At 69.2% G+C, this 20,148-nt stretch carries 15 protein-coding genes; 9 read left to right on the top strand and 6 right to left on the bottom strand.

Going from position 1 to position 20,148, the window contains the following annotated elements:
- The first annotated feature begins 144 nt into the window (after window positions 1–144).
- The 4 genes from lipB (at window position 145) to ACIP37_RS08545 (ending at window position 3,366) form a co-directional block, all read left to right on the top strand.
- Window positions 145–915 carry a lipoyl(octanoyl) transferase LipB gene (gene lipB / locus ACIP37_RS08560; RefSeq protein WP_400805695.1) on the top strand — a complete coding sequence of 257 codons (771 nt, stop codon included), beginning with the start codon at window positions 145–147 and terminating at the stop codon, window positions 913–915.
- 198 nt (window positions 916–1,113) lie between these two features.
- A complete protein-coding gene (lipA, locus tag ACIP37_RS08555; RefSeq protein WP_063347320.1) occupies window positions 1,114–2,067 on the top strand; it encodes a lipoyl synthase in 954 nt (317 codons plus the stop codon).
- 224 nt (window positions 2,068–2,291) lie between these two features.
- Window positions 2,292–2,471, top strand: coding sequence for a hypothetical protein (locus ACIP37_RS08550; RefSeq protein ID WP_363580931.1), 180 nt, complete (start codon window positions 2,292–2,294; stop codon window positions 2,469–2,471).
- A 205-nt stretch (window positions 2,472–2,676) separates the two neighbouring features.
- The gene (locus tag ACIP37_RS08545; protein WP_063347321.1) at window positions 2,677–3,366 is read left to right on the top strand and encodes a DUF4191 domain-containing protein; all 690 of its coding nucleotides are present in this window, start codon (window positions 2,677–2,679) and stop codon (window positions 3,364–3,366) included.
- Window positions 3,367–3,491: 125 nt separating this feature from the next.
- On the opposite strand, the gene ACIP37_RS08540 is transcribed toward ACIP37_RS08545, so the two are convergent.
- Window positions 3,492–3,959, bottom strand: a complete 468-nt coding sequence (locus ACIP37_RS08540; protein ID WP_350885262.1) for an RDD family protein — start codon at window positions 3,957–3,959, stop codon at window positions 3,492–3,494.
- Window positions 3,960–4,222: 263 nt separating this feature from the next.
- On the opposite strand from ACIP37_RS08540, the gene glnA reads away from it, so the two are divergent.
- On the top strand, window positions 4,223–5,635 hold the full coding sequence (gene glnA, locus ACIP37_RS08535; protein ID WP_063347323.1) for a type I glutamate--ammonia ligase: 1,413 nt from the start codon (window positions 4,223–4,225) through the stop codon (window positions 5,633–5,635).
- Window positions 5,636–5,733: 98 nt separating this feature from the next.
- Here glnA and ACIP37_RS08530 read toward each other — a convergent pair whose 3' ends face one another.
- The 4 genes from ACIP37_RS08530 to ACIP37_RS08515 are packed head-to-tail and all read right to left on the bottom strand — an operon-like array spanning window position 5,734 to window position 14,481.
- On the bottom strand, window positions 5,734–8,346 hold the full coding sequence (locus ACIP37_RS08530; protein ID WP_400805593.1) for a pPIWI_RE module domain-containing protein: 2,613 nt from the start codon (window positions 8,344–8,346) through the stop codon (window positions 5,734–5,736).
- A gap of 48 nt (window positions 8,347–8,394) precedes the next feature.
- The gene (locus ACIP37_RS08525; RefSeq protein WP_400805592.1) at window positions 8,395–11,817 is read right to left on the bottom strand and encodes a hypothetical protein; all 3,423 of its coding nucleotides are present in this window, start codon (window positions 11,815–11,817) and stop codon (window positions 8,395–8,397) included.
- Window positions 11,818–11,854: 37 nt separating this feature from the next.
- Window positions 11,855–12,970 carry a hypothetical protein gene (locus ACIP37_RS08520; protein ID WP_400805590.1) on the bottom strand — a complete coding sequence of 372 codons (1,116 nt, stop codon included), beginning with the start codon at window positions 12,968–12,970 and terminating at the stop codon, window positions 11,855–11,857.
- Entirely contained in the window at window positions 12,967–14,481 is a 1,515-nt protein-coding gene (locus ACIP37_RS08515; protein WP_363580923.1) for a PD-(D/E)XK nuclease family protein, read from the bottom strand. Before ACIP37_RS08515 ends, ACIP37_RS08520 begins: the two co-directional genes overlap by 4 nt.
- A gap of 146 nt (window positions 14,482–14,627) precedes the next feature.
- Here ACIP37_RS08515 and ACIP37_RS08510 point away from each other — a divergent pair, with 146 nt between their 5' ends.
- Entirely contained in the window at window positions 14,628–15,539 is a 912-nt protein-coding gene (locus tag ACIP37_RS08510) for a serine/threonine-protein kinase (protein ID WP_363580921.1), read from the top strand.
- Window positions 15,540–15,560: 21 nt separating this feature from the next.
- Here ACIP37_RS08510 and ACIP37_RS08505 read toward each other — a convergent pair whose 3' ends face one another.
- Entirely contained in the window at window positions 15,561–18,119 is a 2,559-nt protein-coding gene (locus ACIP37_RS08505) for a tetratricopeptide repeat protein (RefSeq protein WP_363580919.1), read from the bottom strand.
- A gap of 443 nt (window positions 18,120–18,562) precedes the next feature.
- Here ACIP37_RS08505 and ACIP37_RS08500 point away from each other — a divergent pair, with 443 nt between their 5' ends.
- The 3 genes from ACIP37_RS08500 (at window position 18,563) to ACIP37_RS08490 (ending at window position 19,931) form a co-directional block, all read left to right on the top strand.
- Entirely contained in the window at window positions 18,563–18,724 is a 162-nt protein-coding gene (locus ACIP37_RS08500) for a hypothetical protein (protein WP_363580917.1), read from the top strand.
- Window positions 18,725–18,927: 203 nt separating this feature from the next.
- The gene (locus ACIP37_RS08495; protein WP_363580915.1) at window positions 18,928–19,686 is read left to right on the top strand and encodes a hypothetical protein; all 759 of its coding nucleotides are present in this window, start codon (window positions 18,928–18,930) and stop codon (window positions 19,684–19,686) included.
- The gene (locus ACIP37_RS08490; RefSeq protein ID WP_363580913.1) at window positions 19,683–19,931 is read left to right on the top strand and encodes a helix-turn-helix domain-containing protein; all 249 of its coding nucleotides are present in this window, start codon (window positions 19,683–19,685) and stop codon (window positions 19,929–19,931) included. Before ACIP37_RS08495 ends, ACIP37_RS08490 begins: the two co-directional genes overlap by 4 nt.
- The last annotated feature ends 217 nt before the right edge of the window (window positions 19,932–20,148 follow it).

Genomic DNA, 20,148 nt, shown 5'->3' with positions numbered 1-20,148 from the left:
TGCGGGCGCGGCCCGTGCGGGCGCCCGAACGTCCCGTACGGGCGGCTGAACCGTCCGTACGGGCGTGGGCGTACAGTGGCGAGGTTGGTCTCGAACGCCTGGCAAGGAGCGGCAGCGGTGAGCGAGAACGTGCGTTTCGTTCGAATGGGGACAGGCGAGGGCGCCATCGCCTACCAGGAGGCCTGGGAGGAGCAGCAGCGCCTGCACGCGCTGCGAGTCGCGGACGAGATCCCCGACACCGTGCTGCTGCTGGAGCACCAGCCCGTCTACACGATGGGCAAGCGCACCAACCCCGCCGACCTGCCGCTGGACGGCACCCCGGTGGTCGAGGTCAACCGGGGCGGAGAGATCACCTGGCACGGCCCCGGCCAGCTGGTCGGCTACCCCATCGTCAAGCTGCCCGACCCGATCGACGTGGTCGCCTACGTCCGCCGGCTGGAGGAGGCGCTGATCCGCGCCTGCGCCGGGTTCGGCGTCGGAACCACCCGGGTCGAGGGCCGCAGCGGCGTCTGGGTGCTGGGCGAGTCCATCCCGGACGCCGTGGTGGACCCGGCGCAGGTGGTGGACATCGGCAAGCTGACCCTGCGAATGGGCCTGCCGCTGGGCATCGACCCGCGGCTGGCCGGCCCCGAGTACGCGCCGTCCAACGCCGGCCAGCGCGGCGACGACCGCAAGCTCGCCGCGATCGGCGTCCGGGTCGCCCGCGGGGTCACCATGCACGGCTTCGCGCTCAACTGCGACCCCGACATGACCTGGTTCGACCGGATCGTGCCGTGCGGCATCCGGGACGCCGGCGTCGCCTCGCTCGCCGGTGAGCTGGGGCGCGACTTCACCGTCGGCGAGGCGCTGCCGATGGTCGAGCGGCACCTGGCGGACGTGTTCGCGGAGCTGCCCGAACCCGCGCTCACCCGCTGACCCGGGCCCGGGCCCTCACCCGGGTCCTCACCCGGGTCCTGCTCCGGATTCTTCCCCGTGTCCTGTTCCGGGTTCTCCCCCGGGAATCTACCGGCCAGTAGCTCTGTTGCCCTGCGATTGCGGGGCAACAGGCCGCGCAAAGGCCTTACAACCACAGGCGTACCCTGGGGGTACCCCGTCTAGTTCTAGGAGTCGCACGTGTCCGCTGTCGCGCCCGACGGCAGGAAGCTGCTCCGCCTGGAGGTCCGCAACAGCGAGACCCCCATCGAGCGGAAGCCCGAGTGGATCAAGACCCGCGCGAAGATGGGGCCGGAGTACAACGCCCTCCAGTCGCTGGTGAAGAAGGAGGGGCTGCACACCGTCTGCCAGGAAGCCGGCTGCCCCAACATCTTCGAGTGCTGGGAGGACCGCGAGGCGACCTTCCTCATCGGCGGCGACCAGTGCACCCGCCGCTGCGACTTCTGCCAGATCGACACCGGCAAGCCCGCCGAGTTCGACCGGGACGAGCCGCGCCGGGTCGCCGAGTCCATCGTCACGATGGACCTCAACTACGCCACCATCACCGGCGTCGCCCGCGACGACCTGCCGGACGGCGGCGCCTGGCTGTACGCCGAGACCGTGCGCCAGGTGCACGCGCTGACCGCCGACCGCGAGAGCGGCCGCACCGGCGTCGAGCTGCTGATCCCCGACTTCAACGCGGTGCCCGAGCAGCTGGCCGAGGTCTTCTCCTCCCGCCCCGAGGTGCTCGCGCACAACGTCGAGACGGTGCCGCGGATCTTCAAGCGGATCCGCCCGGCCTTCCGCTACGAGCGCTCGCTCGACGTCATCACCCAGGCCCGCGCGGCCGGGCTGGTCACCAAGTCCAACCTGATCCTCGGCATGGGCGAGACCCGCGAGGAGGTCAGCCAGGCGCTGGCCGACCTCGTCGGCGCCGGCTGCGAGCTGATCACCATCACCCAGTACCTGCGCCCCTCGCTGCGCCACCACCCGGTGGAGCGCTGGGTCAAGCCGCACGAGTTCGTCGAGCTCCAGCAGGAGGCCGAGGAGCTGGGCTTCGCCGGGGTCATGTCGGGCCCGCTGGTGCGCTCCTCCTACCGGGCCGGGCGACTGTACCGGCAGGCGCTGGAGCGGCGCGCGCAGGCCGCGGTCTGATCCGGCTGGGTCGGTTGGGGCAGCGGGGTCGGCTGATCCTGCCGATCCTGCTGATCCGGTGCTTTTGAGCCACCCGCATGCGGGCGAAGGGCGGAGCCTCGGCTCCGCCCTTGTGGTTTTCACCGCGCTTTGACTGCCTGGTCACCGCCTGGTAACACGGGATGGTGACGATGGACTCGTTGCGATCGTTCGATTCTTCTCAGCCACGAGGGGAGCTGTTCGGCATGCGGATGCGCATCCGGTCGGTGGGGGTCGCGCTGCGGCTCGCCGAGAGCGTCCTGCTGGCGGGTGGCCAGCAGCAGGCCCGGCGCAACGCCTGGGCGGCGGTCTGCGAGAACCGCCAGTACGCGGCGGACCGCCGCCACGACGCGCGGGCGGCGACGACGTCACCGCCACGACGGTGACGTCCCCGACGGTTCTCTACAGTTCTCCACGGTTCTCGACGGCGACGTTCTCGACGGCGACGTTCTCGACGCGACCGCGCCGGGGGCCGTTCGCCGTGGCAGACGGTCGCTGTGTGCGACGACACAGGGCACACGAGTCACGGATCGAGGCGAACGGGTACCCGGGCTTGGTTATCCCGTACCCGTGCCACGTACCATGAGCGTTATGGCGAGGGAAACATCCGAGAACCCCGGGCGACTGAAGCAGATCCGCCTGGCGTACACCATGACCAAGAAGGTCGACACCAAGATCGGCCTGATCATCGCCGGCGTCGGCCTGCTGACCTTCGGCGTGTTCCTCGCCATCGGCTTCGCAATCGACCACCCGATCTACCTGGGCATCCTGGGCTTCATCGTGGCCTTCCTGGCCATGGCGATCGTCTTCGGGCGCCGGGCCGAACGCGCGGCGTTCGGACAGATGGAAGGGCAGCCGGGCGCCGTTGCGGCGGTGCTGAACAACATCCGACGCGGCTGGAGCTCCAACTCCACCCCGGTCGCGGTCACCCGCAACCAGGACGCGGTCTACCGCGCGGTGGGCCGGGCCGGAATCGCGCTGATCGGCGAAGGCAACCCGAACCGGGTGCGCCAGCTGCTGGCCTCCGAGAAGAAGAAGATGGCCCGGGTCGTCGGCGACGTGCCGGTGCACGACATCGTGGTGGGTACCGGCGAGGGCGAGATCCCGCTCAAGAAGCTGCAGATCCACCTGATGCGACTGCCCCGCGCCATCACCGCGTCCCAGGTCACCGAGACCAACGACCGTCTGCGCGCCCTGGGCGACCTGCTCTCCAAGGCGCCGATCCCCAAGGGCCCGATGCCCAAGGGTGCCCGGATGCCCAAGGGCGGCCAGGCCCGCTGACGCTCCCCCGACCACAACACTGAACGGCCCCGCCGCGGAGATCCCGCAGCGGGGCCGTTCAGTGTTGTGCGGCAAGGTCGTCCGGCCCTGGATCCGGACTGGGTCAGGGCCTCGACAGATCCCGACTAGATCCGGACCTCGACGGTGCCGACCGCCTTGTCGTGCAGGCCGCGGGTGTCACGGTCCCAGACCAGCGGCGGCACCACCAGGCAGAGCAGCAAGGTGCGCAGCAGCACCTGCGGGATGGTCGCGCGGCCGCCGTCCAGGCGGATCACCCGGAGGCCGAACAGCCGCTTGCCGACGGTCGTCCCGGTGGTGGCGAGCAGCACCGCCGCGACCAGGAAGTAGAGCGGGCTGGTCCACAGGTTCGCCTCGGCCGGGCTGCCCTTGCCGATCAGCCCGTAGGCGATCAGCGCGACCAGCCAACCGTCCACGAACAGGGCGCCGATCCGGCGGCCGGGGCCCGCGATCGAGCCGGGGCCCTCCTTGGGCAGGCCGAGGCGCTCGCCGCGGAAGCCGAAGTCGGCCCCCATCTTCTCGGCGGCCGCCTTCGGGCCGTCGATCCACGATCCCAACGCTTCTCTGGTGTCCACGAATCCACACTAACCGGGCGACCCGTCCGGACCGCCACCGGCTCCCCCGAACGCCACGGGCGGGTGAATCGTGCCGCCGGAGCTTTCCAAGTGGTCCAGACCACTTGTGGAGAGCCGAGCCTGACGGCGGTACGTTTTGCCCCGTCCCGTACATCTTTGCCACCCGATCGGCGGGCGTGGTTAACATTTATGAAACGACCGGGTCACCGGCCAGAAACGGCCCGTTCCTAGGGTGAGCCACATTCGCACGCCGAGGAGGATGGATGTTCAACAACGCCGCCGAAGTGAAGCAGTTCATTCAGGACAACGACGTGAAGTTCGTCGATGTCCGCTTCTGCGATCTGCCTGGCGTCATGCAGCACTTCTCCGTACCTGCGGCGACCTTCGACCCGTCCGAGATCCTGATGTTCGACGGCTCGTCGATCCGCGGCTTCCAGGCCATCCACGAGTCCGACATGGCCCTGGTCCCGGACCTCGCCACGGCTCGGCTCGACCCCTTCCGGGTCGAGAAGCACCTCAACATCAACTTCTTCATCCAGGACCCGGTCACCGGCGAGGCCTACAGCCGCGACCCGCGCAACGTCGCCAAGAAGGCCGAGGCCTACCTCGCCTCCTCCGGCATCGCCGACACCGCGTTCTTCGGGCCCGAGGCCGAGTTCTACGTCTTCGACTCGGTCCGCTTCGAGACCAGCGCCAACGCGTCCTTCTACCACATCGACTCGGAGGCCGGCGCCTGGAACTCCGGCGCCGCCGAGGGCGACGTCCGCGGCTACAAGGTCAAGTACAAGGGCGGCTACTTCCCCACCCCGCCGGTGGACCACTTCGCCGACCTGCGGGCCGAGATGTCGCTCGAACTGGCCAAGTCCGGCCTCGAGGTCGAGCGCCAGCACCACGAGGTCGGCACGGCCGGCCAGGCCGAGATCAACTACAAGTTCAACACCCTGCTGCACGCCGCCGACGACCTGATGCTGTTCAAGTACATCATCAAGAACGTCGCCTGGCGCAACGGCAAGACGGCCACCTTCATGCCCAAGCCGATCTTCGGCGACAACGGCTCGGGCATGCACGTCCACCAGTCGCTGTGGACCGAGGGCTCGCCGCTCTTCTACGACGAGCAGGGCTACGCCGGCCTCTCCGACACCGCCCGCTACTACATCGGCGGCCTGCTCCGGCACGCCCCCTCGCTGCTGGCCTTCACCAACCCGTCGGTGAACTCCTACCACCGCCTGGTCCCGGGCTTCGAGGCGCCGGTCAACCTCGTCTACTCCCAGCGCAACCGCTCGGCCGCGATCCGCATCCCGATCACCGGCTCCAACGCCAAGGCCAAGCGCATCGAGTTCCGCGCGCCCGACCCCTCCTCCAACCCGTACCTGGCCTTCGCCGCCATGCTGATGGCCGGCCTCGACGGCATCCGCAACAAGATCGAGCCGCTGGAGCCCGTCGACAAGGACCTCTACGAGCTGGCCCCCGAGGAGCACGCCAACGTCCCGCAGGTACCCGCCTCCCTCCCGGCCGTCCTCGACGCCCTGGAAGCCGACCACGAGTACCTGCTCGCCGGCAACGTCTTCACCCCGGACCTGATCGAGACCTGGATCGACTTCAAGCGCACCAACGAGATCGCCCCCATCGCCCTCCGCCCCCACCCGCACGAGTTCGAGCTGTACTACGACCTGTAGAAGGTGCTCTGACCTGCGGAAACACGCCAATTCATAATCGCGTTTCCGTAGGTCAGCCATGCGCTGACCTACGGAAACGCCTGATGGCTGGCACTCGTTCACCCCTCGGCCGATCCCTCCGCAGGGGCGAGCGGGAGGACGTACTCCTTCGCCAGTTGCGCGAGGTGTAGCGGGAGGGGGTACGCCAGGGGCGGGTAGTCGTCGTGGTAGCGGAGTTGGTGGGTCAGGGTGGCCCAGTCGACGGGATGGTCTGCCGAGCGTTCAGAGGAACAGCAGCCGAGAACCGTAACCTCAAGAAGCCTGGGGTTCCAGGCCGTCTTCCCGGGCGCGGTCCGGCTTCCCGGAGTCGGGGCGAGCTTCATCAGCCCCTTCGGCCTTGCCGCGGTGGGTGGGGTGCTGGTCGTACTGGCGAAGATGCGGTTGTGGGGACCGTCCGACAGGGCCCAGACGCCTTCGGAGAAGCCGATCTTGGCCAGCTCGTCATGGGCGTACCACTCGGGTACTTCGCCCCGGCCGTTCTCGTCCCGGACCAGGACCATCCGCAGGTCGTTGCCGTAGGCCGTGAGTCGCTGATCCGGACCGGTGCCGAAGGCGAGCATGTCGCGGGTCAGCGCGCCGTTGCGCAGCCTCGGCCAGCACTGCCGGAGGTTTCCCGAGTTGACCAGCAACAAGGTCGGCCGGTCACGGAGTTGGAAGAGCACGGTGCGAATCTCGCGCTCCAGGTCCGTGGGGACCGTGCCGCCGGCCTCTACGAGAGACAGCAGCATGCTGGGGTAGGGCACCCACTCGGCCCGTCCCGTGTCCCAACCCTCGACCGTCCCCGGGTCTCCGTCGGAACGGACCCGCACCGCAACCAGGCGGCGGGCTGGGCTCCGGGTGGGCCCGTCCTTTGTGCAGCGCACCAGCCAGAGCGCGGCGTACTGCAGGTCCCCTGGGATACCGTCACCCGCCCGGTGGGCCGGCGGGCTGATCGCACCGAGCTGCCGGAAGGCGTCCAGCCAAGCCCAGTTGGCCCGGTGTTCCAGGGCCGCCGTCCCGGGATCGGGCAGGTTGATGAACTGGGTGAGCCTCCCCTGTCGCCCGCAGGCGAGGCGCAGCGCATGTTTGGGGTCGGAACCGGGCACCGAGGCGAAGTGCTCCTTCCCGGCGATCTCTGCGATCACCAGACTGACGCCGTCACGCGTCCGGTCATCCGCTTCCGCCACCAGGGCGCAGCGCTCAGTGATGGCCTCGGCCAGGCGAACGGCCGGGCGGCGCTTGCGGTCGGTGGAAAGCCGCAGGGCGCTCGCCAGCTCTCCGGCCGGCCTGGTCCGGACCACGATCCGGACGCCGTCGGCCGTCCAGCTGGTCGCGCCGCCCCCGTCGGTCCGGCTCCCCGGCACAAGACCGATGACCTTCGGAAGTGCCGCAAGGAGGGCGTCCCGGGTCTGCGGTGACTGCCAGAGGATCTCCACGTCCAGCGGTCGGCCGTCGAGAGCACGGCCCAACGCGGTACGGCGTGCCAGAGCCTGCTGTGCTTCCCTGCTGCCCGGCTCGCCCTTCTTTGCGGAGCGGGGCAGCAGGGAAGGGGTGTTCCGCCGGGTGACCCGGCTCAGGTCCGCTACTCGGCGCAGGACGGGGCTCAGCCCCTGCTCGATCCACGCGTCCAGTCCAGCCCGCTCCCGTGGCATCAGGCCGGCCCCTACCTCGTGCAGCCCGAGCACCGGGTGGTAGACGATTCCGGCAGCAACGTCCTGGCGTCCGTTGAGCCACTTCTCGGGGGAGGTGAACAGCTCCTCCGGCTCCGGAAACCGGCGGGTGATGTCGAGATCGGACAGGAGCAGGGCGGGGCTGCGCCGCTTCCAGGCGATTTCCTTGGACCTCCAGTCGTACCCCAGGGTGTTGACCATCAGCCGGTAGCCTTGGTCCGGCCCTTCCGGCCACGGCAGTGGGGTATCCAGCAGTACGGTCGCTCCGCCCAGCTTCCACCGGGGGATGTCCAGCCGGGTGGCCCAGCGACGCACCCCGGTGGTCACGTGGACCCGGAACCGCTGGGCGAACGGCACCGTATGGACGGTGACGGTCAGGTGGGCCGAGTAGTACCAGGTCTGCTTCCGGTGTTCGTACCGCAGCGGCGGCCAGGAGACCAGATCGACCCCGCCGATTCCGGAACTGACGACACGGAAGCGGAGACTGCCGCCACCAGTACGAAAAGGCGTGCCGGCCAAGCGGAAGGCAACCGCCTCGGGGAGCAGGCGGTAGAGCCTGGACAGAGGTTCCGCCGTACCGCCGGGGGACACGACCGTCTCTGTAAGGTCAACCCGTTCGGTCTCCCACTCAGGCAGGGATAGCCCCGTAGCTTCACACCCTGTCTGCAACTCCCGTTCCAGGTCGACCGCTTCGTCATCGCTGCTGGAAAGGGCGGCGGCCCAGGTGCCGATCAGCGGCGCGAGGACCTGCCGCGGAACGGGCTCGCGCGCGTAGAGCCAAGGCAGTCGGCCGTCGGCTCCGGCGTTGCGCCCAGTGGCCAGTACCCCCGGCGCCCAGGCCCGCAGCAGCGAGTGGAGCCGGGCTACGGGGAGGTGCGACTGGCCACCGCCGCGCGAACGTTTCTGACGATCCATCAACTCCTTTTGCAGGCCGCATCCGAGCTGCAGGACGTGCAGGTCTTCCTGCCAGGCTCCGTGTTCAGGGTTCGGCTCGTAAGCCACGGCACGAATGGCGTGATACATGGCAGTGCTCCTCGGTGAAAGGACACGGACTCGACGACTGATGCACCATCAAGCCGCTGGCAGCGGCTGGGCCAGGCAGCGACCGAGCATGCGCCACAGCGGCTGGTAGAGGGCCCGGACGATGAATTCGTGGTCGGCAGGTGTCGCCCCGTCCTGGAAGTACGGATCGAGGACCTCAAGGATGCTGTGCAGCAGGCTGGACTTCGCCGTGTCCGCGGCCGGCGGACACGACGCGCGGTTCGGGGCGAAGGCCGCGTCCACGAAGACCACACGAGCCGGGACACCGCCACGCACGAGCCGACCGATGACCTGCCACATCAACACCAGGATGTCCCAGGTGACCTGCGCTCGGTCCTCGTTGAGCCGGCTCCACGCCATGGACCGCTGCAGCACCCGGTACCAGCATGACCTCGCCTCCCGACGGACCGCTTCGGCGCCTGCCTCCAAACTGTTCCCGCTGCGCACCCACTCCCCGAACCGTCCATCCTCCTGGGCCCGCACGATCCAGTCGTTGACGGCATGCACCGCCAGTGACAGGTCGTCGGGGTGCGGGTTCGGACGGGCGAGGAAGTAGACCGACCCGATGGCCGCCTCGTCCCTGCGGTTGAGGATGTTGTGCCCGCGTTCCACCGAGAGCAGCGGCGCCACCAGGATGTCCGCCTGGAGGTCCCGCAGGCGTTCGACGTCGCCCCGGCGCAGGGTCCGGGCCCGCTGCGCGGACGGGGCCTCGTCCTCCTCCTCGATCTCCTCGTCATCCGAGACGAGGCAGAGCACCTTGTTCCGCCAGCGCTTGTTGAGGTTGTGCAGGGTGTCCGCCACCACGCGTGCCTCTTGGTAGCTGCCCACCAGCAGCAGGATCTGGTCGCGCTCCGGAGGGAGCGACAGCAGTTCCTGCTCCAGCGGCCCGCCGTCCTCGATGTCGTCCGCGCTGGCGCCGAGCCAGGTCGCGATGCGGCGCAGCTTGGCCGGCCGCTCCGCCGGGGCGCTGCCCGACACACGCAACTTCCCCTGGTCGTCGTCGATGAACTCGAAGCGCATCCCGCTCTCGGCGGCGATCCGCTCCATCGCCTCCGGCGGTGGCTCGATCACCACTCCGACCGGAACCTGGATGTGGTAGCGGCTGGACTGCCCCGCCCAACTGCTGCCGGACATGAGCAGCACGTGGGCACCGGGCCGGCCGTCCACTGCGGCCAAGCCGGGCATGACCCGCAGCAGTTCACGGCCGACCCCGCTGCACCGGAAGAAGGTCAGCTCCCCGCTACGGACCCCTTCGCCGTCCTCGCCGTGCACCAGGAACTGAAAGCCGAGCACGTTTCCCATCGGCGCCTCGGGCACCATCGGGGCGTAGTCGTTCGGCCGTCGGTACATCTCGCTGAAGCCCAGACTGAGTGCGGCTTCGACCCGCGGCCACATGGCGTTGATCAGCGCCAGGCGCGGTTCCAGGGCGCTCAACAACAAGGTGAGTTCGAACCGATCGGCCATGCTGTCGCACCATTGCCCGGGGGTCTGCGGCGGCGGGGCCTCCTTTCCGACTCGCTTGCCGCTGCGCTGCCGGCACTGCCGCGCCTCCTGCTTCGCCTGCCAGGCCGCGAACCGTTCCTGGTACTCCGCCTCCTTCTCGGCCATGAAGGCCTCATCGAGCTGGAGCAGGGACTTCACGACGGCCAGTAGGCGGGCCCGGGTCCGCTCCGGGTTCCCGGTGTGCAGCAGTTCGTTGAGCAGCACCGTGAGGTGCGAGAAGTCCACCTCGGTGTGCCGGGCGCGGTCGCCGAACGGGTTGTCGCGGAAGGCCTCCAGTAGGTTCTGGAGCTCCTCCAGCGGGGCACGGTGCGGGTGGTCCTCAGCCGCGTCCTCAGGCAGGGGGAATCGCTCGTCGAGGATGTCCAACTGGAGCGTCCAGGCGCTGAAGTAGCCGCGCCCCACCCATTGGCGCAGTGGATACTGGGCCACCAGCATGGCGTGCAGCCGGTCGGTCGCCGCCACTACGGTGTTGAGCGCGGCGGAGAAGATCGCCACGTCTCGGTCGGACAATTGGGTGCGACCACTCGCGGCGAGTTCGCGGATTTTGTGCCGGCTCAGCCAGTCGATCAGCCCCCGCTCCTTGTCGGCGGCCAGCAGCACCGCGGGGGCGAAAGTCTGGTCAAGTTGCATCTGGATCCGGTCGGCCTCGTCGATGATCACCAGATCGCTGCGCCGGCAAGCGAGTTCGAGGTAGCGGATGCGTTCCCCGTTCTGCGGGTACGGTGGCGCGGAGTCGATCAGGCTGGGCAGCGTGGCGACCCAGATGGCCGCCTCGACCAGGGCCCGCGCACCATGGTGCCGGGGGCAGGCGGACCAGTACGGGCAGGCCAGGTTCTGTTTCTGCCACTCCGAGGCGTGGGCGCGCCCGGTCCGCCGGTGCGGGTCGGACGGTGGGCGTAGCCGGCTGCACGGCGACTCGCCGAAGGCGAGCGGCTCGCCGTTCCCGCCGCGCAGCTTGAGGTTCAGCACGCAGGACGTCCCCAGGTAGGCGAAGGCCGGGTCGTCGTGCGCCAGCAGTCGGTGTTCGCCGCGGCCGGCCAGTCTGCGGTGCAGCCGCTGGGCGTGGCGCTCCCGGCCGGAGGAGCCGAGCACCGGCGCCGCCGCGCCACCGGTGTACCGGTTGTAGAGCTCGACCAGCTTCAGGACCTCGGCCACGTCGGAGACCACGACGGTAGTCCGCCTCCGGCGCCTGGCCAAGTGGACCGCGATAATGTCCCGCAGCGTGCTCTTGCCCGCCCCGACGATGCCGAGCAGGTGCTGGATCCCGTCCACGGTGAACTCCTCGGACCCCCGGAAGACACCGAGCTCCGCCGTGGACATCTCGAACCCTCGCAACCGCCCCGCCCAGCTCAGGTCCTTCGCCTTGTCGAAGCGCCGGTCCACGGCGTCCATCACGGCTGCGGTGCGTGCCAGGTCCTTCAACCGGAAGGTCAGCGGCTCACCCCCGCCGGCCGGGACCAGATCCACGTCGTGGACCACCATGGGCGCCGGGGAGACCTCCGGCAGGTCGACCACCGCCAGCGAGCGGCCGACCGGGAAGGCGTGTGGCCCCGGACCGGCGACCGGAAGCCTCCGACCCGCCAAAGGTGGTGCCACCGACAGCAGCTGGTCGTAGGTCTGCCACCGCTCTGTTCCCACCGAGACCTCCCGGCGGACCGCCTCGGTGTCGGCGTGCGCCACGTCGTAACCGCGTAGCGCCGGGTCCAGCTGCTGGTAGCGCTCCAGGGCCTCCCGCCAGGCCCTGCGCCGGGCCAGGGTCCAGAGTGAATACCTGGCGACTTTGAGGGTTCGATCGGCATCCGGCGGCAGCGGAACCTGATAGGCCTTGGCGAACCCGTACCCGCTGAACAGCACCCAGGCCTGGGCCGCCGGGGCCTCCGGCATCAGCCGGTGCTGGAGGTACAGACCGAGTTCGACCTGGCAAAGGAACTCCGCCGTCGGTCCGGGCAACTTCGGTCGGGCGTAATGCTGGAGCTCCCGAACCGTCCTATGCAGGATCGGCGTCAGACTGCGCACTTCCTTCTCCCCTCATCTCTGTTTCGCCGAAGGCTCGTTCACCACGGAGCCGGGCTCCCAGATCGCCCGGCCCGGTCAGCAGGACCTGTTCTGGGGCGGACAGCGCCTGGGTGAAGGCGTTCCGGTACCGGACGACGCCGGCGAGGTCCTCCGGCACCACCACCAGGACCGGCCCCGTGGCACCGCTGAACCGCTCAGCCAACAGCGCAGGCTGAACCCGGTCATGAATGTGTAGTTGGCGGACCGACAGCCCGGCGCCCTGGAGCCGGTACGCGCTCAGCTCATTCGGCAGGGCCTGGTAGCCGACGGCCGCGCGGTCCAGGTCGGCCAGGACCGCCTGCTCCAACCGGAACGGGAGCGACAGGAAGGCCCGCAACGGCCTGCCCAGCAGCAGGACGCCGTCCGTCGTGCGGATCAGCTCCATCGGGATCCCATGCGGGCAGCTCTCGCCCTCGCACCAGGTATCCGACCCGGACACCGCCCCCTGGTCCGGCACCCGACGTCCCCCCAGCAGGGCCGGCAGCCGGCAAGTACCGCAGCGCAACAGGGTGCCCTCGACGGTCAGAGACTCCGGCACGGGACGGTAGAGGTCCTTGACCCGGGACCAGATCTCCTTGCTCCAGCCGCGCTGGAAGCGGTCTCCATGACGCACCACCGGATTGAGTGCCAGGAACCGCCGGCTCTTGTGAAACCGCTCCATCGAGCCGCACCGGCCAGCCAGTTCGCTCAGCAGCACGTGAGCGGCCTTCTCCGGACCACCCTCCGCGCCCGCGGAGGCCAGCTCCAGGCAGGTGCGGGTGGGCAGCAACCCGTTCCGGTCGACCAGGGCCGCGTCCGGGAAGACCAGCGCGGGTGGGACCTCGAAAGGCCGGTCGCCGGCCAGCGTGCAACGACACCACTCGATCAGCTCCGGCAGGCTCTTCGGAGGCACCAGGCCGAGGCCCATACAGTGCAGCACCATCCGGTCCAGTACTCGCTGCGCAGCGGGCGGGTAGGGCAGCAGGAACGACCTGAGACCGACCTCCTCCCCCAACTCGCATACGACTTCCGCAAGTTCACGGAGCAATGCGATTCCGTCCGACGTCATCGGGCCGCCTGGAAAGCCGGTCCGCTGGAGCACCATCGCGCCGTCTCGCACCGGGCACAGGCCGGTCCGGGACGTGGCGCGTAGTCCTCGTCCCGGAGCCAGCGGTCCACCAGCCCGCGCACGACCTGCTCGGCCGCGGCCCGTACTTCCAGGACGAACGGATCGATGATCTCCAAGTCCGCGCCGCCCGGCCGCAGCACCTCGAACTCGATCCGGGCCCGGTCCGACGTGCCGGCCAGGTCGCCGCGGGCGAGCAGCAACACGGCCAAGGCCAGTTGCGGGTACTGCTCCAACAGCGGGCGGTCGAAGGACCGATCGCGCGCCGCCGTCTTGGTCTCGCGCCACACCCAGGCACCGCCGTCCCGGTAGAGCAGGTCGGGCCTGGCGACCACCACCACGTCAGCGGCGGTGTCGTGGCGCACCACCCGCGGCTCGTTGCGGACATCGGTGGCGTCCCGGACCAGCCGCATCGGACAGACCGCAGCGTGGCCGCGCAGCAGCTTCGCGCCGAGCGCGCGCTCGGGCTCGGGCAGTTCGAAGCCTTCGGGCACCCACTGCTCGGGGACCTTCACCGTGCACGGGCGCGGTGGACCACCGCCGTGGCGCTCGGCGAGGTACGCGTGCAGGGCGCGGCCACGATCGACCGCCGCGGCGTGCTCGACGTCGTCCGCAGCCGGCAGGTGCAGCCGACGCATGTGATCGCGGGCCGGGCAAGCCCTGTAGTTCCGTCCATTGGTGACGGACCACCAACGCTTGGTCCGTCCCGGCTCGTCGATCCCCAGCAGGCCGGGAGCGCGGCGCAGCACCGGACAGGCGGAGACGTACGGGCAGTCGGCGCAGGAGGCGCCCGGGCGGTACTCCTGGCTGGCCAACAACGCGGTCAACGCGGCGCGACCGTGTGCACGGTAGTGCGCGAGCGACTCCTCCCGAGTGCCGTCGAAGAGCGGGCGGACCCGGCCGTCCAGCAGTGCGAACTCAACGATCCGCACGCGCTCCGGCCGTGGCCCGGGGGCACCCTCGGCGAGCACCAGAGCAGCCGCCGCGACGAAGCTTTCCGGCGGACGCTGCCGTCCCAAGCGATTGACAGGCAAACGCAGTTCGCGCACCGTGCCATCACGGGACTGCAAGCACCGGCCCCAGACCGTCAGGTGGTACTCGTCCGCACCCGAGGAACTGGTACCGGTCACCAAGTGGCTGTAGCGCCAAGGAGTTTTCACGTCTGACAGCAGGAGATCCGGGTCCTCCGGAAAGGCGGCGGTGTAGCTCGCCACCGCGTGCGCTGTCCACTGACGCAGGCCATCATGCAGCGGCTTCGCGGACCGCGGCTCCTCGGCGGGCTCGCCCGTGGGCTGGCTGAGGGCGTCACATGCGGCCATGAAGGGGCCGAAGGCGAACTGTTCCAACCGCTCTTGGCGCCGACGGCCGGCCTGCACCGGCTGGTAGCCGCGCGCCTTGAGCGCGTCAGCGGCCGGACAGCGGAAGTCGCCGCCCTTGAACATGCCGACCGACACCCTGATGACGTTGGAAACACGGCGAACCCCGTCCGGGGGTAGCCATGAGTCAGGCATTATGACTCCATATCTGTGGAAACCGGAGCCCTGCTGACATGCTCGGAAATCAGCCGGACTCCGAACAACGACAGGACGGGAAGACGACCATGACGCGACGGATCAAGAAGTTCGGCGCAATCGAAGACCACTACGAACTGATCGAACACATCGGCGGGGGTGCCCAAGGAGATCTCTACCTCGCCCATGGCCTGGGAACCGGGGAACAGGTAGCCATCAAGATCCAGCGGGAGCAAGAGTTCGAATCGGAGCGGAGCTTCGCCGAACTTGCACGTGAACTCACCCGCGAAGGGGTCTTCAGCCACCTGGTCTCCGACGGTCCGGGCGGAACGCTGCAGTTGTTCGGAATGGGCGAATACCAAGGTCGGCGCTGCATCGTCATGGAGTACGTCGACGGCGTCCTGCTGTATGACCTGATGACGGATTTCCGGCCGATCAAGGATGTAGCCACCGTGGCCTCGATCACCGGCCAACTCTGCGAAATCCTGGACGATGTCCACCGCAAGGGATTCGTCCACCGTGATCTGAAGCCCGAGAACGTCATGGTGGAGCACTCCGGGCGGGTGCGGCTGCTCGATCTCGGGCTCAGCGTGCTGGCCCGCCAGGGCACCCGGCACGGCTGCGGCACGATCGGCTACGCGCCCCCCGAGCAACTCACCGCGACCGCCGACGGAGTGACCGCGCGGGCCGACATCTTCGCACTCGGCTGCCTACTCCTGGAGATGACCGTCATGCAGCTCCCCTACGGCGGGACGAGGGCGGGGATCACCGCCACCCCTCCGGTCGTCCTGCCTGCGGATCGACTCGCCCTCGTGCCGACGCCTTTCACCGCGCTCGCCCTCTCGATGGTGGAGTTCACGGCGGAGAAGCGCCCCGCCTCGGTGCGCGAGGTGTTCGAATGCCTCCGCCCGCACCTACCCACAGTCGACGGGCCCCGACCCGTGAAACCGCTCCGGCCCGACCCGACGGAGTACTACCGGACCCGGCCGCCCAGGTGGTGAGGCGGTGACGGCCCCGGGCCGTCACCGCAGTGACTCCAGACGGTCGCGCACCTCCCGGAGATCCCCTCTGCCCATCAGCTCGCGCAGCACCAACACCCGTTCCAGTGCCGACACGGCCTCGGCCGCCCGACCCAGCGCCACCAGGGCATCGGTATGCAGGCACAGCGCCCTGTCCTCATCGGTCCACGAGCCCAGATCGCGGTAGATGTCGACGGCCTGCTGGAACAGCACCAGCGACGACTCCCTCTCACCCAGCGCGAATCGGACTCCGGCCAGGGTGCGCAGCACGTCGGCCCGGCCGCTGCGGTCTGCCGTCCGGCGCACCAGGTCGAGCGCCTCGTTGCAGAGCCTGAGGGCTTCGTCGTGCTCCCCGCGGTCGTGGTAGAGCGTCCCCAATCCGTTCAACGCGGCCGCCGCCCCCGCGTCGTCGGCCAGCTCCCGGTACAGCTCCAACGCCGACCGATGGCACTGCTCCGCGTCCGTCTCCTGTCCCTGTTTGCGGCGGGTGAGCGCCAGGGTGTGCAGGGATCGGGCCAGGCTCAGCCGCCCACTCGGGCTGCTGTCCCGCTTGCTCAGCAGCACGGCACGGGACAGATGGTTGGCGGCGATCTCGAAGCGGCCCTGACGCCAGCGGGTCCCCGCAAGCATCCGGAAGATCATGGCTTGGTCGACCGGGGGTGCGTCGTTCCGCTCTGCGGCCTCGCTGGCCCACGTGAGACCCCGCTGGGCGTCCTCGAAGCGATGGCGGCGCCATTGGTAGGTGACCAAGGCCATCGGCAGCAGCCACATGTGGCGTCGGCTTCCGCGCTCGATCGACAATTCGACTCCGCGCATGGCTGCTTCGTACTCGTCGTCGAGGAGGGCCAGCGCCCGCTCCAGGTCCTCGGGCTGGACCACCGTAATCCCTTCCGGCTCTCCGACCGGCAGCCATCGCTGCCCGTCCAGCCACCGGTCGCAGGCCCAGACGTAGTGCAGTTGGTGTTCCAGGATCTGCCAGACGGTGGCCTCCTCGAACCTGGGGGACGAGGTCAGGGCCGGAGGTCGCACCTGTTGGCGGGCGAAGGTCCGCACCAGGTTGTGCAGGCGGTACCGGCCCGACTGCAACTCCACCAGGTGCGCCGCCCGCAACTCCTCCACCGCCCGGTCGGGGTGCACGCTCTCGGCCGCCGAACCGAGATCCATCACCGCATCCCAGCCGATCGACGGCCCAGGATGCACCGCGAGCTGCCAGAGCAGACAACTAGCTTCTTCGGAAAGGGCGTTCACTGAGCAGGCCAAGGCCGCCCGAACGGACAGGCGGGCCGGCGGGTGTTCCAGGGCATCGAGCCGTCCCTCCTCCTTCGCGAGTTGTTCGCGCAGGTGGCGGATCGCCCTGGCCGGACGGCCTTCCAGGCGCCGAGCGGTCACGGTCAGCGCCAATGGGTTGCCGCCGCACACCTCGACGAGATCCTCGACCTCCTGGGTGAACATCCGACGATCGGATGGAGAGATGTCTTCCTGAAGCAGCTCCGCGGCAGCCTCGTCGTCGAGTTCACCCAGAGCCCAGAGCTTCACCTCCTGGCGGGCACGGAGCATTTCCGGCCTCCGGCGGCTGGTGATCAGCACCGCACTGGGCCCGGTTCCTGGCAGCAGCGGCAGCACCTGCTCGTCGTCCCAGGCGTCGTCGAGCACGATAAGCACGGAGCGGCCCGCCAACACCGAGCGCAGCGCCGCACTCTTCTGCTCCAATCCGACCGGTGAGTAGGGCAGCGGGAACTCCGCCAGGAACTTGTCGACGACGCGCTCGGGATCGGCCGGTTGCTCTCCTTCCCCCGGGAATCCGCCGAGTTCGGCGTAGAGTGCCCCGTCCGGGAACGCCTCCCGCAGCCGATGCGCCACGCGGTTCACCACCAGGCTCTTCCCGATGCCGGGCATGCCGCAGACCACGGCCACGGTCGGCCGGCCGGAGTCCTGCTGCCGCAGCACCGCCGCCACCACTTCACGGATCACCCCGTCACGGCCCAGTGCCGATCGTCCGAGAGGCGGCAACTGACTCGGCACGGAGGTCAGCGCGGTGGCACCCGATCGTGGTGCATTCCCCTGCAACTCGTCGATGACTGCCTGCAGTCCCTCGTCCGGACGCCTGAAGCGACTCTTCCATTCCTTGATCACCCTCTTCAGTCCCGCCGACGTCAGCGAGCGGCCGTGTGCGATCAGGTAGTAACGCAAGGGCCAGTCCTCCTCCGGCAGGCTGCGGTACCACCGGTCCGTCTCCGTGCGCAGCCAGTCCTCCATTCCAGCCCGCCGAGCGGTCTCCAACTGGGCTTCCACCACTGCCCGCCGTTCCCGCCGCAGCTTCGCCCGGCGCTGTACGGCCCATTCCCCCTTCAGGCCGCTCAGCGGAACCAGGTCGCCCCACTCCCCCAGGGCCGCGGTCAGAGCATCGACCCTGTCCTTCCCGAACAGCCGTTCCGCGTGCTGCACCTGGTCTCGGAAGCGGTAGAGATCAATCCGATCCCTCGGTAGATAAATGGAACAGATTCCCGATTCCATGCGCAGCGATTCCTTCCCCAGCCCCAATGCCTTCCGCAGCACGGTCATGACCTGGTCCAGCCGATCCCGCCCGAACTCCTCCGCGGGCCACAAGCAGGCGAATACCTCGCGCGCGGGACACCGACCGCCCGGCGACGTCACCAGCAAGGCGAACAGGGCTGCTGGCTTTGTGGATCCCATTACGGTCGGACTACTCGATGAATTTGATGGCCCAACACTCACCACCCCAAGCACTCGTCCATCCATGTTCGATTCCTCCGCTTCACGGTGATCGTCTCGGCCAGGGCTGTGGCACCACAGGGATCTGTGCGTTTCCGAGCGCCGGTTTACACGGTTGCGCTACTTCGCGCCCCCTCAGATCGAACTCAGAGTTTCCTCAGTTCCGCGCCCACCGAGCTCCTCGCCGGCTGGGCACCATGGCGTCAGTCGCTCGCCGAACCCGGCGACGACGGCTCGACCACGGAAAATGTCAGAAAAGGAAGGACGAGACCATGAGCAACCGCCTGCCCGCCCGCCGAGGGGGTCGCACCAAGCGGACCTCCGGCGGGTTCCCGCCGACCGCCAAGCGTCGGACCCGCGAGAAGGAGCTGCCGCCGGCGCCGGCAGCGCTGCCCGACCCCGCTCCGGACAACCCGTCACCGCCGGAGGTCTGAGACCTCCGGCTCAGGCCGAATCGGGGTGCCCGCCGACGGGTGGGCACCCCCTCCGGGAGGACTTTTCGTCCTTCCTACCGTTTCGGCCCGCCTAGTTCACGGGCTAACACGCGGTACCACTGCGTAGCACTCGGTACCACTCAGCAACAGTTCCACAGAACAGCCGCACCGAGTCCAGGCGGGCGGCAAGAGAGGACTGCACCTTGACCGTTGCCGGCGCCAGCAGCGTGTTCGCTGCCGTAGCACGGTACTTCGACAACCCCCGGGCACAGGAGGTCCGGCTGACCCTCCACCCGAACGGCGAGCCGCCGGTCCTGCTGAGCCCCGCTCAGGCGCGCGACGCCATCTACGGGACGGTCCAGGACCCCGCTCTGGTCACCGAGATCTGGCGGGCGGCCCTGCGCGCTGCGCAGACCGAGCACGGACCCGCGGAGGAGTGGCGACTCCTGTTGGTCTGGTTGGCCCTGCCGAGGCTGACCGGAACCGCCTTCCGCATCTGCCACCGGATGCGGGCCGACCGAGCCGATGTGGAGGCGGAGATGGTGCTGGGCCTTCTGGAGGGTCTGCGGACCGGCGAACCGCCGTCGGCGCTGTCGGTCGACGCCCTGCTCAAGGCCGTGTGCAGCAGGGCGTGGCGGCTCGCGCGGGCGGGGCGGCACGAAACCGCGTGCGCCACGCTGGAGCAGTGGGTGGACGATAGCGGCGGCACGGCGGCGTGTGACGGACCGGAGGAGGACGACCAGGTACAGCAGCCCCAGGTCGAGGTCACCCGGCACGAACGGGTCGGCGGACTGCGGGCCCAGCTGCGCTTCACCATCTCCCCCGAGCGCCTGAGCCAACAGGCTCTGACCGCACTCACCGAGGAGGCCGAGCGGCAGCAACTCAACCGCCGGGCGCGGCATGTCAAGCGGCAGCGCCACGCCAACAGCGCCTCCCCGCACCGAGGCGCGAGGCACCTGTGAGCCCCGCGAAGCACGGCCAGCTGAGCTTCATGGAGGCCTTCAACCTGCCGGTCGTGGTCGACGTGCCGACCGCCGCCCGAGCCCTGGGCATCTGCCTGGCGACCGCCTACCGGTTGGCCCGTCAGGACGCCTTCCCGTGCAAGATCTTGCGGATCGGCACCCGCTACCGCGTTCCCACCGTCGAACTCATGCGAGCCATCGGCGTTGACGAACGTGCCGTGTACACACTGGACCACCGCGCCTGAGCCCGAGCCACCTCACCCGCGCGAGTTCGAGTTGTACGACGATCCGCAAGGGCTCTCTGGCCTACGGGAACCCGGGTAGGTAGCTTGCGTCTGTGCAGGTCAGCGAGATCGCTGGCCTGCACAGACGTAGTCAGTACGGAAGCTCCCGCCACTTCAGCCCGTCGTGATGCGCGGTGGGGCTCTCGATTGCTTCTTGTGGCGGCCCTCGGGCGGGTGG

Origin of the sequence: Kitasatospora sp. NPDC088861 (assembly GCF_044750105.1) — a bacterium.
In the GTDB taxonomy this organism is placed as follows: Bacteria; Actinomycetota; Actinomycetes; order Streptomycetales; family Streptomycetaceae; genus Kitasatospora.
This window is presented reverse-complemented; position numbering and strand designations above follow the sequence as displayed.